At 34.1% G+C, this 13,775-nt stretch carries 13 protein-coding genes; 5 read left to right on the forward strand and 8 right to left on the reverse strand.

Going from position 1 to position 13,775, the window contains the following annotated elements; genetic code table 11:
• Positions 1-51: 51 nt before the first annotated feature.
• From HNS40_RS07695 to HNS40_RS07730, 8 genes are all read right to left on the reverse strand, one after another.
• Entirely contained in the window at positions 52-936 is an 885-nt protein-coding gene (locus HNS40_RS07695) for a DUF5777 family beta-barrel protein (RefSeq protein ID WP_172279363.1), read from the reverse strand.
• A 26-nt stretch (positions 937-962) separates the two neighbouring features.
• Positions 963-1,508, reverse strand: coding sequence for a YceI family protein (locus tag HNS40_RS07700; protein WP_172279365.1), 546 nt, complete (start codon positions 1,506-1,508; stop codon positions 963-965).
• 19 nt (positions 1,509-1,527) lie between these two features.
• Positions 1,528-1,953: a hypothetical protein gene (locus HNS40_RS07705; RefSeq protein WP_172279367.1), complete on the reverse strand. Its 426-nt coding sequence runs from the start codon at positions 1,951-1,953 to the stop codon at positions 1,528-1,530.
• A gap of 139 nt (positions 1,954-2,092) precedes the next feature.
• On the reverse strand, positions 2,093-2,473 hold the full coding sequence (locus tag HNS40_RS07710; RefSeq protein ID WP_172279369.1) for a c-type cytochrome domain-containing protein: 381 nt from the start codon (positions 2,471-2,473) through the stop codon (positions 2,093-2,095).
• Positions 2,454-3,134, reverse strand: coding sequence for a c-type cytochrome domain-containing protein (locus HNS40_RS07715; RefSeq protein ID WP_172279371.1), 681 nt, complete (start codon positions 3,132-3,134; stop codon positions 2,454-2,456). Before HNS40_RS07715 ends, HNS40_RS07710 begins: the two co-directional genes overlap by 20 nt.
• A 230-nt stretch (positions 3,135-3,364) precedes the next feature.
• Positions 3,365-4,633 (reverse strand): replication-associated recombination protein A, encoded by a 1,269-nt coding sequence (locus HNS40_RS07720; RefSeq protein WP_172279373.1) that lies wholly within the window; start codon positions 4,631-4,633, stop codon positions 3,365-3,367.
• A 12-nt stretch (positions 4,634-4,645) separates the two neighbouring features.
• On the reverse strand, positions 4,646-5,854 hold the full coding sequence (locus HNS40_RS07725; protein WP_172279375.1) for an alkaline phosphatase: 1,209 nt from the start codon (positions 5,852-5,854) through the stop codon (positions 4,646-4,648).
• Positions 5,855-5,985: 131 nt separating this feature from the next.
• Positions 5,986-6,627, reverse strand: coding sequence for a trimeric intracellular cation channel family protein (locus tag HNS40_RS07730; RefSeq protein ID WP_216663739.1), 642 nt, complete (start codon positions 6,625-6,627; stop codon positions 5,986-5,988).
• A gap of 99 nt (positions 6,628-6,726) precedes the next feature.
• Here HNS40_RS07730 and HNS40_RS07735 point away from each other — a divergent pair, with 99 nt between their 5' ends.
• The 5 genes from HNS40_RS07735 to HNS40_RS07755 all read left to right on the forward strand — a co-directional run bounded on the left by HNS40_RS07735 (position 6,727) and on the right by HNS40_RS07755 (position 13,751).
• Positions 6,727-8,397: a T9SS type A sorting domain-containing protein gene (locus HNS40_RS07735; protein WP_172279377.1), complete on the forward strand. Its 1,671-nt coding sequence runs from the start codon at positions 6,727-6,729 to the stop codon at positions 8,395-8,397.
• 426 nt (positions 8,398-8,823) lie between these two features.
• Entirely contained in the window at positions 8,824-10,116 is a 1,293-nt protein-coding gene (aepX, locus tag HNS40_RS07740) for a phosphoenolpyruvate mutase (RefSeq protein ID WP_172279379.1), read from the forward strand.
• A gap of 80 nt (positions 10,117-10,196) precedes the next feature.
• Positions 10,197-11,318, forward strand: coding sequence for a phosphonopyruvate decarboxylase (gene aepY, locus HNS40_RS07745; RefSeq protein ID WP_172279381.1), 1,122 nt, complete (start codon positions 10,197-10,199; stop codon positions 11,316-11,318).
• 1 nt (position 11,319) lies between these two features.
• On the forward strand, positions 11,320-12,435 hold the full coding sequence (locus tag HNS40_RS07750) for a phosphonoacetaldehyde reductase (protein WP_172279383.1): 1,116 nt from the start codon (positions 11,320-11,322) through the stop codon (positions 12,433-12,435).
• 68 nt (positions 12,436-12,503) lie between these two features.
• Entirely contained in the window at positions 12,504-13,751 is a 1,248-nt protein-coding gene (locus HNS40_RS07755) for a CDP-glycerol glycerophosphotransferase family protein (protein ID WP_172279384.1), read from the forward strand.
• Positions 13,752-13,775: the final 24 nt, after the last annotated feature.

Here is a 13,775-nt window from a genome sequence, read left to right on the forward strand (position 1 = left end):
AATAATATAATTACATCGGGCTTAATCCTTGCTTTATTTAAATTGAATTCTCTAATGCTTCTTCCCACCAAAAGAAAAGATACGAGAAATATTAAATCCAAAGTATATATCACCATTTCTCCATTTATCAGTAGTATGAGTTAAAAAATCTGTCACATTGATAGGTACCGAATTTGTGAAGAATAATTGGAATACATGTCCTCCTGTTTCAATATCAAAGCCAATGGTCAATGAATTGGTATAATCGTAAGAATGAATCTGATCAGGAATCACATAATGATATTCCACATTAATACTGGTTCTTTTGGTGAATTTATATCTTCCTCCTGCACCAATAGTAAAAATATCGTTATGGTCTTTAGCCGTAGCCACCAAATTCTTATGAACTAAGGATGGCATGAATTGCAAACTCAAATTCTTGTTGAACTTTCTAGCCACTATAGCTTGAAAAAGATAAGTCATTCTGCTAGAGAAATAATTCTCTTGGTCTGGATTCTCCCACTTCAATGTATTAATACTTGTCCCAGCCACAAGATTCAAGGTAACAGGCATTTTCTTTAGTCCTTTTGATTGTCTGAGCACTTTATACTTTAAATATCCATCGTATGTTTTGTTATAACTACTACGACCATAACCAACCGTCAATCGGTCAGTAATTCCGTATTCCAAACCCAAACGAATGGTCGCTTGATCGAGCCCGAAAAACTCATAAGCCCCTCCATTAATGTTTCCAAAATGGTGAGATATTAAAAAAATCATATCGTTTTTTACGGGATTCTCCACACTATATCCTAGAGCCAAACGTGTGGTTTTAAATGTAGCAGATGTATAATCTATGGTTTCATCTTCGCCAAATATATCCATTAAATCATCTTGAGCAAAAGAGGAAATCAGTCCAAAAAACATTAATCCAAAAAATAGTACTATTCTTTTCATTTATATAGTTTTATATGCAATTATCTCTATAATTTCTTTAGGTCCACATTGATAAAGACTTCAATCTCTTCAGCTATGTTTTTCACCACCGCTCCAGGGATTTTAATATCATATTCTTTAGGTTCTATCATTATTTTCGAAGTCGCCGAAATCATGTCTTTTTGAACATTCATCATACCATCGGCTTCCACATCCATGGTCATTCCGTGTATGGTTAATTTCCCTTTTACTTTAACAGGAAGCTCTCCCATTTTTTCCAGATCAACATCCTCATTATTGACAATTTTGCCCTTAAAAAATGCATTTGGGAAATCATCACTTTCCACATAATTCTCATTGAAGTGCTCCTGCATCAAGGCTTTTTCAAATTCAAATGATTTCATGAGAACTTTAAAAACAAAAGCTCCATTTTCATGGTCATAAGCAGAATTTACCTGTTTATTATCTGCTTCAATGGTCTCCATTGGTGTTTCCGAATAGAATCGAATATGACCAGATTTCGTCACGAATTTTTGTGCAAAAATGGAAGTCCCCATCATCAACACTGCCATTATAAATATATACTTTTTCATTTCTTAGATTTTAAGTTTATTATTTTTTAATTAGTGAAGCCTTTTCTAAAACCACATCGCTTTCATTATAGCCCGTACAATATGCTTTTAGAAGCACCGGCTTATCTATTGCTAGAAGTTCTAAATTATCATTATAATCTGCTAGAAAAGTCGCTCTTACCCCTTCTGGACCAAACATTCCTTGGTCATAAACGAAAACCATAGTTTTAACTCCCTCGTTGTTTTCTATCTCTTGAGGAGTTCCAGATAGTTCAACAATCTTTCCTGTGAACTCTTGGGATTTTCCTTCATTCTTGCATTTGTCAAACAATTCTTTTGCCGTAATACTGATTTCTGCATCAATATTTTGATAATCAGGATGCGATTTATTATACATAAAGAAATAGCCATAAACTCCAGCTATTAGTCCTATGAGTAGTAATCCAAGAATTATTTTCTTCAGCATATATTTAGATTTTATTGTTTTTTTTAATGTATTTTGATGTCAAAATATTATTTTTAACCTCTTTTTTGGTTCGAAGTTCGAAGCTAGAAGTCCGAAGAAATGCTCCACCTACTTCCAGCTTCTAACTTCCAACTTCCTTTTAATTATTTGGACTTCCATCAGCAATCCATTTCTGAATTTGGAGAAGGCTACAGTCACTCAGTTTACTACCTCCAAGTGGCATGGCAGAATATCCACCTTCATGATTGATACTACCCCATAAACGTCCATCATCGGCTACTTTTTTTAATTCTTCATAAGTATCTACCCTCACACCTCCCGAAGGATTACTTTGTTGATGACAAGATACACAACTGGCTTCCATGATGGGTTTTACAGTTCCAGAATAAGTGACATTATTCACATCACAGGTCTCAGTATCAAAAGGATATAAATCTTCCTTATTATCATAATAGCAGGCTGTAAAAAACAGAGGAAGCAAAATTGCTAGAAATATCGGTCTAATTATTCGGTGTTCCATCTTCAATCCATTTAGTTATTTTGTCCATATTACAATCATTAACCGATCCTCCTGGGGGCATTTGGGGAGCGCCATTTGAACCTGATAGTACGTTTACCAATAATCCAGAATTGGCCACAAAGGAAATCTCAGTATAATTCGATAATAAAATCCCTCCTTCAGGATTGGCTCCTGTATGACAACTGGCGCAGTTATTACTAATAATAGTTTGAATATCATTTGCAAAACTCACCGATTCTAAATTACAATCTTCAATACATTGATTATTTTTTGCACCTTGAGAAATCCATTTTCTGATTAACTCTTTTTGCTCCCTTGTCAATGAAGCCATTGGCGGAGGAGGCATCAAATCATCACCATCCTCAAAAAGCACTTCATATAGTTCTGAATCTTCAGGTCGAAAGGGTTTTACTTCTCCAGTTTTAATAATTCTGATATAGCTACTTAAATCTACACCATGTTCTGCAGAAGCGGCATCATGACATCCACTGGTTGCACATGTAGAATTGATTAATGGTTGAATATCGTTGACAAAATAAACAGTATCACTATTACAGCTTAGACTTTGTGTTGGTGTTTCTAAAGACTCGGGTACTACCCTCTCATGCTTACAACTCACTACAATTAAGGCAATAAACGCCATTAAAACTACTTTTCTCATTTAGATATAGGTTTGATTTTATAAATAGGCTATCTAAAAGTACAGTATTAGAATGATTTCGTTGCTTTTGTCTTACAGATTAACAATTGTTTAACGATAGGCGACTGTCTAAGGATTGCATAGTTGTTGAGCGTCATGAAACATTGTGATCATCATAAAAAGGAAATAAATATTAAAGATTTAATGTACTAATATACATCACAAAGAATTAGTGCTCTCAAAAAATAGACTTAATATTTGCCTTTCCAGCGTTCTTTAATTTTTTGCTGATCTGCTTGCTCTCGTTTATTATTACCAGGTTGGTATAAAGTGATTCCTTTAACTCTTTCGGGCATAAACTCTAGATCTACAAAATTGTTTTTATGCTCGTGGGCATATTTATAATGAGCGCCATAACCAATTTGCTTCATGAGCTTGGTAGGTGCATTTCTAAGATGCAGTGGGACTGGCAAATCTCCAGTTTTCTTAACTAAGCTTTGGGCTTGATTTATGGCAGCATAAGTGGAATTACTCTTATCGCTATTGGCTAAATACACTGTAGTCTGGCTGAGGATAATCCTCGATTCGGGCCAGCCAATCTTACTCACTGCGTCGAAACAGGCATTGGCTAGAAGAAGTGCATTGGGGTTAGCATTTCCAACATCTTCTGATGCTAGTATCAAAAGACGACGAGCAATAAATTTAACATCCTCTCCTCCTTCTATCATACGGGCTAACCAATAAACTGCAGCATTAGGGTCACTACCTCTTATGGATTTGATAAAAGCAGAGATGACATCATAATGCATTTCTCCTTTTTTATCATAGGTCGCTAAATTCTTTTGAATCAATTCGGAGACTAAAGCATCTGTAAACTCTATTTTTTTAATCTGAGAACCAAAGGTTCCAACAACCAGTTCAATGGCATTATAGAGTTTACGAGCATCTCCTCCAGAAACTCTAAACAAAGCTGCCGTTTCCGTAAACACTAAATCTATACTTAAAGCTTCTGAATAATAGGTCTTAGCTCTTTCCACTAATTGCAAAAGATGTTTTTCTTCTAATGATTTCAGAATATAAACCTGTGAGCGTGATAATAGCGGAGAAATCACTTCAAAAGAAGGATTCTCAGTAGTGGCTCCAATTAGCGTTACAGTCCCAGTTTCAACAGCTCCTAATAAGCTATCCTGCTGCGATTTGCTGAAGCGATGAATCTCATCTAGAAATAAAACCGATTTACGTCCTGATGCACTTGCTTTATCAATAACTTCCCTAACTGCTTTCACTCCCGCATTAATAGCTGATAATGAGTAAAATGGGACATCCAAATTCTGACTTAATATAAAAGCCAAAGTAGTCTTTCCAACACCTGGAGGTCCCCAAAGAATCATAGAAGGTGTATTTCCAGCATCAATAGAACGACGTAATATCCCTTTATCGCCAATTAGATGTTCTTGACCAATATAATCATCAAAATTAAGTGGACGAAGGATTTCTGCTAATGGCTTAGTGGAGTTCATACTGGTTACTGGTTACTGGTTACTGGTTGTTTCAAATTTAAAAGCTTCCATCATTTTGCGAAAAATTTCTGTATTTTCATAAATACCCATAAAGGCATCTGCTCCCGGGCCATAGGCAAAAACAGGAACCATAACGCTGGAGTGACTGCCTGTGGTGAATCGTCCTTCTACCTTTCCTTTTTCTGGATCTGCATCATGTACACTCATTCCACCAGTTTCATGGTCGGCAGTGATGATGACTAAAGTATGGCCATCTTTTGCTGCAAACTTTAAAGCCTCTCCAACCGTTCTGTCAAAATCCAACATTTCTTCTACCACATAGCCTACGCTATTATCATGTCCTCCCCAATCAATCTGAGATCCTTCTACCATTAAGAAGAACCCATCCTCATCTTTTGAAAGAATTTCAATGGCTTTATTAGTAGAGTTTGGCAAAAACTCGCCACGTGCTGGATATTTATCAATGTGGCCACTGCTTAATAATCCAGCAATTTTACCTCCTTTAATCTTGTCCAACTCTTGCTCTGTTTTGGCTAACTGAAAACCTTTAGCTTCTAAATCTGGAAGTAAAGTCCTGGTATCTTCTCTCTTATTAAAATCATCAAGACCTCCTCCGATAAATACATCTAAGTGGTCGGAAATAAAGAATTCGGCAATCTCTTCATATAGTTTTCGACTCGGAACATGTGCTACAAAAGAAGCAGGTGTAGCATGGGTGATTTTTGCTGCAGCAACCAATCCTGTTGCTTTGCCATGTTGTGAAGCTATTTCTAAAATGCTTTCTACTGCATTACTATCTGCATCCATGCCAATAAAACCATTATTGGTTTTTATTCCACAGGCCATTGAAGTTCCTCCGGCAGCTGAGTCTGTCTTATATTTATTTTTGCTCTTTGTTTTTTGCAAACCTAATCTATTGGCATATTCAATATATAATTGATCATTATTTGCGCTTAATCCAGCAAATACTTCACTCACACCCATTCCATCTCCTATTAATAAGATGATGTTTTTAATTTCCGCATTTGGATTTACTACAGCGGGAATCACTTCTACCTGGTGTTGATTATTAGTAGTATAGGTTTGTCCAACAGCTTCTTTTTTATAATCTCCTTTTAAATATGCTTTGGCTTGAGTAGTCTTAGCAGTTTGAGTAGTTTGAGCCCATGAAAACTGAGCCATAAAAACTAATAGAATTAAAATCTTTATTCTTTGAATCATTATATTTGCTTTAATTTGAAAGTGTAAAATTACAAATTCTTTCCAGCTAGCAGGTTTCCTGAGGATGGAAATTCAATAATTAAGCATTCTTTAAGATATAATTAATGATAAATGAGTAATACGAGTCAAAACTAGCGCTTAGAGTAAATTGTTGGCAGTTTTATTTCAAAGTGAACCACAATAGATCTCAGTATAATGATAATAAAAATAGCTAATAATTCCACCCATAAACCATTCATACCTAAGTTATGGAGGACAAAATACAAACTACCTCCAAAAATACTAATAGTGGCATAGACTTCTTTTTGAAATATCATGGGTACGTCATTCACTAAAATATCACGAATAACTCCACCAAAAGCACCAGTTATTGTACCAAGAGCAATACAACTCACACCTGACAAATCATTTTGTATTCCAATCTTTACTCCAATAATGGTGTATAAAGCCAATCCAATAGTATCAAATAAGGATAATGTAGTACGAAGGTAGCCCAGTTTCTTCCTAAATAAAATAGAAAAAATAGTACCTCCAATAATGATATAAGTATAGATGGGTTCTGTAAGCCAAAACACAGAACGATTGGCAATAATTACATCACGAAGCGATCCTCCACCCACAGCAGTTGCAAAGGCAATAATAAAAACGCCAAATAAATCGAGTTTCTTCTCCATCGCCGTCAAAGCACCTGAAATAGCAAAGGCAAACACCCCTACAACCGTGATGATATCTATAATTTGTTCCACTGGTTCCATGCTGCAAAGTAAATGCAAAATGCATTGTTTTAATCACTTTTTGTAAATTTATTTTCATTCAAAATTGACATCTGATTGAACAAATATTATATTTGTTTGTCTATAAATACGTTTATTATGAAATATATTATCTCTTTTTTATTGTTATTTAGTATATCTATAACATATCTGCAGTCTCAAAATACTAAAACGCAAAAAGAAAGCGAAATTCCGAAATTCTTTACTATTGATGAGATTGAGTATTTTCCACTACAAGAATTAGATTGGTTATTGGATTCTGCTTACAATTATTTAAGTTCACCCGAACTCATTTGGAGACCAAGCAGAATAACAAGAATAGCTGACAGAACTTTAACAGGTCTTCCATTGGTATTTGAAGAGCTAGGTTACGATTCACAACTCGAGGAATATTTTATAAAGATTAAACATACTTGGGAGTACCCTGATATCAATAATAGAAATGTATATACGAAGTCTTTATTTAGTATTTATCAAGAAACTGGATTAACTACACCTTATTCAAGATACACCTACATTAATGATGAAAACGGTCTTGTTTCTGAAATCAATGAAGAGTTTTATAATAATTCATGGTATGGGGAAAAAACAGTATCTTATATGTCAAATACTGAAAACTATACTGAGAGATATTTTAGAAACAATGAAAACGAAGAATGGAATTTTAGAGGAAAAGGTCATAATTATGATGATATAATTAATCAGCGACTCGTATCCTATTCTATGGAATATTTAGATACTATAGTAAAATCATACTGGTATTATAATTCTGAAGGCCACAAATTTTTGTTCGTGAGATATTTTAGGGATGACAACAATTTTTGGCTTAAAAAGTATAAAGCAAATTATATGTATAATGATAATAATGAAGAAATTGGATACAACCATTATTACTTTACCGACAACAATTGGATTCATTTAGATTCTATTATAAACACTTATGATGATTTTGGGTTTTTAAATTCAACAACTTGGATACAATGGAGGTCAAGTGGATATTGGAAATTCAAAGAAAAAACAGACTATGTTAATGATAGTTTAGGTAACATTTTAATGGAGTTGAGCTTTAACGATATTGCTGACACCGTTTGGGTAAGATCTCAAAAATGGGAATACATTTTTAATAACAATCATCAAATGATCGAAAAGGTTAAAAGCTCTTTTTATGCTGATATAAACAGTTTCAGAAATAGGACTAAATGGAATTGGGAATATGATAATGATTTATTATTAAGCTATAGTATATACACATGGGACATTGCAGATTCGTTTTGGTTACCTAAAGAAGCAGAAAGAACAGAATATGACAACCAAAATAGAAAAATATTCTTTATAAAGGAGCGAAGAGATTCAACAAATCAATATTGGGTTCCAGATTATAAGACAGAAGAAGAATATTTCGACTCAGAAATACAAATTATTCGTAGTGGAGTTTACTTTGACTATAATGTAAATGAAAGTATTTGGGATAGTACCTCAAAAGGTCTTACATATTGGAATAAATACCTCACCAGTACCAATGAACTCCCAATAAACACCTTCAAGCTCTACCCTAATCCAAGTACAGAATTCATTATTATTGAATCTGATATTTACCATTCACAAAAAACAACTTATGAGATTTTTGATATACAAGGGCATATCCTTAATTCAGGAAAACTCTCTCCTGATGGAATGATTAAAATTAATCAATTGACAAAAGGCCAGTATTTTGTGAAAGTTTATAATCCTGAAGGCAGAGCATTGACTTTGAGTTTTGTAAAGAATTAATGCTATAAATGAAGCTAAATCTAAAAGCACTAAGTCAAAAAAGATAGTCACTAAAAGACCAGCTCAATTTTCACTAATAAACTCAGAGCTCATTCAGATATCAAACTAAGCCTAAGTACTTAAGACACTTTAGTTAGCTCTTAAACGAAACCATTCCCTGATTAATAGAATTAATAAAACTGAGTAAAATCTGGAAAAACGAGCGGTTTAAAATGCCGTCGGAACACAAGTATTATAACACAACTAATGATTGTAATATTTCTACAAAAGTAAGTAATCCAATTCTTTACTTCCATTACTAACTTCCTCTGGATCATCTATAAAATATAAAACATCTATTTTTTGGCATTAAGAGAATGAATATAAAACTTTAGCTCCTAATAGGTATAACATTTGAAAATGCTTACTTTTGCAAAAAAATAATATATGAATAATATAGTTTATGTGGGGATGAGTGCAGATATGGTTCATCCTGGTCATTTGAACATTATAAAAGAAGCTGCCAAATTAGGAGAAGTTACGATTGGTTTATTAACTGATAAAGCCATAGCCTCCTATAAAAGATTACCAGCTTTGGAATATGAGCAACGTAAAATAATCATTGAAAATATAAAAGGGGTTAGCCAAGTTATTCCTCAGCATGAATTAGATTACTCTGTTAATTTAAAGAAGATAAAACCTGCATTTGTAGTGCATGGCGATGATTGGAAAGATGGAATTCAAAAAATAACACGCCAAAGGGTCATTGAAACTCTTAATGAATGGGGTGGTAAACTTCATGAAGTACCTTACACCAAAGGAATATCCTCAACCCAGCTTAACCAAAGTTTAAAAGAAATAGGAACTACCCCTCAAATTAGAATGGCAAAATTAAGACGATTAATTGATGCCAAACCAATTGTAAGAGTGATGGAGGCTCACAATGGTCTTACTGGTCTTATTGTAGAAAATCTAACTGTTGATAAAGAGGGTAAGAAGAAAGAATTTGATGCCATGTGGCTAAGTAGTCTCACGGATTCAACAGCAAAAGGAAAGCCAGATATTGAAGCTGTTGATGTTACCTCAAGATTACATAGCTTAAATGATATTTTGGAAGTAACAACCAAACCTATTATTTATGATGGTGACACTGGTGGTATTCCTGAACATTTCTTATTCACAGTAAAAACACTAGAACGTCTTGGGGTATCTGCTATCATTATTGAAGATAAAACAGGCTTAAAGAAAAACTCTCTATTTGGAACTGATGTTGCTCAAACACAAGATTCTATTGAGAATTTCTGTCTAAAAATAGAAACTGGAAAGAAAGCTCAAATTACTGATACTTTCATGATTATTGCTCGTATTGAAAGCCTTATTTTAAAGCAAGGTATGGAGGATGCTTTAAAAAGAGCAAAAGCCTATATTCAAGCTGGTGCCGATGGTATTATGATTCATAGTAAGGAAAAAAGCTCAGATGAGATTTTAGAGTTTTGTGAGAAGTACAAGCAATTTGAAAATAAGAAACCATTGATTGTTGTTCCATCAAGCTATAATCATATTTACGAAAGTGAACTCATTGAAGCAGGTGCTAATGTGGTCATTTATGCCAATCATTTATTACGTAGCGCTTATCCAGCCATGGTTGATGTAGCAAAAACCATCCTAGAAAACGAGCGCTCCAGCGAAGTTAACGATAGATGTATGCCAATTAAAGAGATTCTTACTCTTATCAAATAAAAAGATTTCATTAAGCTTGTGCATTTTATGAACAAGCTTAATTCACCCGGTAATTTCCTAATTCGTCCAATAGTATTCTTATGATCAAACCTAGCCATTTCTATAATTTCCTAATAAAAAAGAACATAAGCTTTTTTACAGGAGTTCCTGATTCATTATTAAAAGATATATGTGCCTATATTACAGATAATACTTCTGCACAAAACCACATCATTGCTGCAAACGAAGGGAATGCAATTGCTCTTGCTGCTGGATATCACATGGCGACAAATAAAATACCCATGGTCTATATGCAAAATTCAGGTATAGGAAATGCTGTCAACCCACTTCTCTCCCTTACTGATGAAGAAGTATACAAAATTCCTTTATTGATGATGATTGGATGGCGCGGTGAAAAAAAAGATGAACCCCAACATATAAAGCAAGGAAAAGTTACAGCTGATTTGCTGGATGCGATGAAGATTCCTTATCTGATACTTGATGATGACGAACAAAAAGCTCAGATTCAATTAGAAGAAGTAATACTTAAAATTAATGAGACCAACACTGCTTTCGCTATTATCATAAGAAAAGGAACTTTCGAAAAATACAGCATCAAGAATAAACTAGAAACTAATTATTCTCTTTTGCGTGAGGATGCCATAAAAATCATTGTAAACCAATTGAGCGGCGATGAACTAATTGTTTCTACAACCGGCAAAACTTCACGAGAACTTTTCGAATACAGAGTTGAGAAAAACCAAAAACATAATGCCGATTTCTTAACCGTAGGTTCCATGGGACACGCTAGTCAAATTGCACTTGGAATTGCATTGAACAAACCCAATAGGAAAATCATCTGCATTGACGGTGATGGCGCTTTATTAATGCAAATGGGTGGTCTTTCTATTATTGGAGCTCAATCACCCAAAAACCTTTTGCACATAGTCATAAATAATGGTGCGCATGAGTCCGTTGGAGGACAACCTACGGTTGCATTTGGACTTGACATTCCTCAAATTGCCATAGCCAACAAGTATAAATCTGCAGTGCAAGTAGCAAATGCTCAAGAATTAGAACTTGCATTGAAAAAGTTGACAGAAAACTCTTATCCTGCACTTATTGAAATATTAACCAAAACAGGTTCACGTGATAATCTTGGTCGACCAACAATTAAACCTGTTGACAATAAAACAAACTTTATGCAAAATCTAGCTCAATAGCATGCAGATAGTATTTAAAGAAAATAGAGCGGAATTAACGGAACTTATTAAAGTCAAAAAATACAAGAATATCTTTCTGGTAAAAGGAGGCAAATCTTATACAGAATCTGGAGCTAAGAAATTTATTGAAGATACATTTCAAATCACAGATAGTTTCTCTGGCTTTGATAATAATCCACAGATAGAAGATTTAAAAAAAGGTATTGAAAATTTTCAGCAAAAGCCTTACGATTGTATCATTGCCATTGGAGGCGGAAGTGTTTTGGATATGGCAAAACTAATTAGTGTTTTTACCCACCAAAGTCATAGTATTGAAGATATTATCTTAAATAATAGTAAGATTAATAATCAAAAGACTCCCCTATTAGCTATTCCTACCACTTCTGGAACAGGGGCAGAAGCTACAGCATTCTCTGTTTTATATGTAAACAAGAAAAAGTATTCAGTAGCCAGCAAAACCATGCTCCCCAATTATGCTTATTTGTCTTCTTCCTTCTCATTAACTGCAAATAAATATTTAACGGCTTGTACTGGCGCAGATGCTTTTTGTCAAGCAGTTGAGTCAATTTGGAGCATCAATTCAAATTCTGAATCCCAAGAATATGCCTTAAAAGCTATTGAACTTGCATGGAAAAACCTTCCCAAAGCTGTAAACAATAATGCCAAAGCAAAAGAACTGATGCTAGAAGCATCCTTTTTGGCTGGGAAGGCCATCAATATCAGTAAGACCACAGCCCCACATGCCATATCTTATGCCTTCACTAGTTATTATGGAATCCCTCATGGACATGCCGTTAGTTTAAGCTTAGCTTATTTTTTCGAATTCAATTGCTATGTATCTCAGTCCAATTGCAATGATAAAAGAGGGAAAGAGGAAGTATTAAACCGATTAAAAAAGATTTTAAGCATATTGGGTTCAAACGAAACCACAATAAAAAATGATTTAAACAGTTTTTTCAAATCAATTGGTCTAGAAAACAAAATCTCTATATTAATAGAGAGTTTTAATCCAGAATTGATAATAGAGAATGTGAATATTCAAAGGTTGAAAAACAATCCTCGAAATATAGAATCAAAAGAACTACAAAATTTTATTAATCTATTAGAGCAAGATTAAAGATGTTTAGTATAAAATTAGTTTCAACTTAGAAGAAACCGATAATTAAATAGAAAAAAATAACAAAAATGATAGGGATTCTACTATATATTGATCCAGCTTCAACTAGTGCTTTACTGTATATTATTATTGCAATTGCTGCTACTTTAGGCTTTGCTTTACGTGGCTTTTTCTATAAAGTTAAAAATCTATTTCTTGGAAAAGGCTTTGTGAACACAAATGATTTTGAACATATTGACATCATCTTTTATTCCGAGGGAAAACAATATTGGCATGTTTTTTCTCCTATCATTAAAGCCCTTGTAAACAGAGACATTGAATGCGCCTATATTAGCTCTGATGAAAACGACCCTGGATTAAAATACAATTCCCCTCTTTTGCATACCAAATATATTGGTAACCTGACCATGACTTCGGTTTATTTAAACAAACTGAAAGCTAAATTTGTTGGGATGACAACACCTCAACTAGACGTGATGATGATACGCCGCTCTAAGCATGTTAAGCATTACGCACACATCGTTCATGCTCCAATTGATGTATTTACCTATAGAAAATTTGCATTTGACTATTTTGATTCTGTATTTTGCTCAGGTCCTCATCAAATGGAAGGAATAAGAAAGCTAGAAGAAAAAAGAGGCACCCATAAAAAACAACTACTAGAAACTGGTTTCACAGTCTATGACAAGATGTTAGAAGATATCAAAAGCCTACCAAAACCAAACAAATCAAGACCCGTTGTTTTAATTGCACCAACCTGGAAAGAATACTCTATTATCAATAGGTTTGGCCTTGATTTCTTTGAGAACCTATTAAAAGATGATTCCTACGATATTATTTTACGTCCTCACCCACAAACCTATGTGAGCCATCCTAAACTTATTGCTCAAATAGAGGAGCGATTGAAAAACGAAAGACATGTTAGCATAGATAGAGAGTCCCTCGGAACAGAAAGTATGCTTAAAGCTGATATGATGATCAGCGATTTATCAGGAGTCTTTTGGGATTTTATATTTCTTTATTCTAAACCAGTATTGCTTTTAAAAACCGACTTTGAATCCATCGAAGGTTTTGAAGGGAGTGAGTTAGATTATGAAATGTGGGAAATGAGAGAAAGGAGTAAAGCCGGTCAAGTGTTTGATGAAAACGACATTAAAAACATAAGTGGCATAGTAAGGAATTTACTTGACCATCCTCCTCTTACCCAATTAGAAGAATTAAGAGACCAATCTGTTTACCATTTTGGCCATGCTGGTGAAACAGCTGCCAATCAGATTTTGGAGATTGTAGAGAAAATAAATATGAACCAGCAATAAAATAAAGAATGAATATTTTTGAGC

This window comes from Lentimicrobium sp. S6, from assembly GCF_013166635.1.
Classification (GTDB): Bacteria; Bacteroidota; Bacteroidia; order Bacteroidales; family UBA12170; genus UBA12170.

Coding starts and splice junctions, on each gene's coding strand:
- aepX (WP_172279379.1), top strand. CDS start 8,824: ATGAATAATATAGTTTATGTGGGGATGAGTGCAGATATGGTTCATCCT.
- HNS40_RS07705 (WP_172279367.1), bottom strand. CDS start 1,953: ATGCTGAAGAAAATAATTCTTGGATTACTACTCATAGGACTAATAGCT.
- HNS40_RS07725 (WP_172279375.1), bottom strand. CDS start 5,854: ATGATTCAAAGAATAAAGATTTTAATTCTATTAGTTTTTATGGCTCAG.
- HNS40_RS07710 (WP_172279369.1), bottom strand. CDS start 2,473: ATGGAACACCGAATAATTAGACCGATATTTCTAGCAATTTTGCTTCCT.
- aepY (WP_172279381.1), top strand. CDS start 10,197: ATGATCAAACCTAGCCATTTCTATAATTTCCTAATAAAAAAGAACATA.
- HNS40_RS07695 (WP_172279363.1), bottom strand. CDS start 936: ATGAAAAGAATAGTACTATTTTTTGGATTAATGTTTTTTGGACTGATT.
- HNS40_RS07755 (WP_172279384.1), top strand. CDS start 12,504: ATGATAGGGATTCTACTATATATTGATCCAGCTTCAACTAGTGCTTTA.
- HNS40_RS07735 (WP_172279377.1), top strand. CDS start 6,727: ATGAAATATATTATCTCTTTTTTATTGTTATTTAGTATATCTATAACA.
- HNS40_RS07720 (WP_172279373.1), bottom strand. CDS start 4,633: ATGAACTCCACTAAGCCATTAGCAGAAATCCTTCGTCCACTTAATTTT.
- HNS40_RS07750 (WP_172279383.1), top strand. CDS start 11,320: ATGCAGATAGTATTTAAAGAAAATAGAGCGGAATTAACGGAACTTATT.
- HNS40_RS07715 (WP_172279371.1), bottom strand. CDS start 3,134: ATGAGAAAAGTAGTTTTAATGGCGTTTATTGCCTTAATTGTAGTGAGT.
- HNS40_RS07700 (WP_172279365.1), bottom strand. CDS start 1,508: ATGAAAAAGTATATATTTATAATGGCAGTGTTGATGATGGGGACTTCC.